This window comes from Thermocladium sp. ECH_B, from assembly GCA_001516585.1.
Classification (GTDB): domain Archaea; phylum Thermoproteota; class Thermoprotei; order Thermoproteales; family Thermocladiaceae; genus Thermocladium.
The window spans coordinates 1-1,244 of the sequence record LOBW01000148.1 but is presented as its reverse complement, the minus strand read 5'-3'; the positions used below and the strand labels follow the sequence as shown (position 1 = coordinate 1,244).

At 54.9% G+C, this 1,244-nt stretch carries 1 protein-coding gene; it reads left to right on the top strand.

The window, feature by feature from the left end; genetic code table 11:
- Nucleotides 1-35: 35 nt before the first annotated feature.
- The gene (locus AT710_09845; protein KUO89651.1) at nt 36-1,061 is read left to right on the top strand and encodes a hypothetical protein; all 1,026 of its coding nucleotides are present in this window, start codon (nt 36-38) and stop codon (nt 1,059-1,061) included.
- Nucleotides 1,062-1,244 lie beyond the last annotated feature (183 nt).

Genomic DNA, 1,244 nt, shown 5'->3' with positions numbered 1-1,244 from the left:
AGGTTGAATGGCTATTCACAAGCTACATAAGCGTGATGGCCATCACGATGCTCATCTCGGGCTACCTAGCAACCCGCCTGGGAAGTAAGAGAACGCTCTCACTGGGGCTCGGACTAGTGGTCGTGTTCGCAACAGCCTCGGGACTCGCACCGAGCATACCCGTTTTCGCGGCGATAAGGGGTGGCTGGGGCCTCGGTAATGCGCTCTTCACTAGCACCGCCCTCTCAATAATAGTGGGGGTATCCTCGGGCGGCTTGATTCAAGCTATAACACTCTATGAGGCTGCGCTTGGCTTGGGTATAGCTTCTGGGCCTCTGCTTGGGGGAGCGCTGGGCGCCTATTCTTGGCGTTACCCCTTCTTCGGGACGGCCACCCTTATGGCGGTGGGGCTCATCGCAACCCTCCTATCCGTTCAGGAACCGCCGAACAGGGAGGGTAGGAGAACGCTAAGACAGGTTGTAGGAGCACTGAAGGATAGCAGGGTGGCGACCAACGCGCTTGTGGCCCTCACATACAGCTACGCATTCTTCACGGTTCTCGCCTACTCGCCGTTAACACTTAAGGGGCTCACAACAATCCAGCTCGGGGTCACATACTTCCTATGGGGGGTGCTCGTCGCAGTCTCATCAACACTCTTCGCCCCACGCGTCGCGCGGAGATTTACACCTATAAGCGCACTCAGAGGCACCCTAATAGCGCTCCTCATAGTATTCCTGGCTTTGAGCCTAACACGGGGCGACGCCCTCCTAGCCCTCGTAGTGATAACCGGATTCCCATGCGGTGTAGCCAACGCACTATTCACAACTCTTGCCATAAGTGTATCACCATTCACGAGATCCGTGTCCTCTGCAAGCTACAACCTTCTAAGATGGGCTGGGGCCGCCGTGGCGCCGATACTCTCTGGGCTCATAGCCCAAACGTATGGCTACAACAAACCCTTTCTGGTGGCCGCGTGCCTGCTAGGCGTCGGAGCCATCTATATAAGCATTCGAGCGAAGCTACTGCTAGAAGCCCTATCCAGAAACCAAGGAAGTCTAACAAATCCAAAACAATCAAGGTGACGCTGAGAAACCACTCAAAGGAGTACACCGTTCAATCACGCCTTCTACCATGAGAATATGCCCATCGGCTCAGAGAGAAGAAACAGTGATTAGATGACCCCATATCAAGCCAACCATCAAGCCAAACGTCTAGAAATTGTTCTTGCTGCCAAGTGGGCTAACCCCCTCCCAAAGGAAGGGAGC

Coding starts and splice junctions, on each gene's coding strand:
- AT710_09845 (KUO89651.1), top strand. CDS start 36: ATGGCCATCACGATGCTCATCTCGGGCTACCTAGCAACCCGCCTGGGA.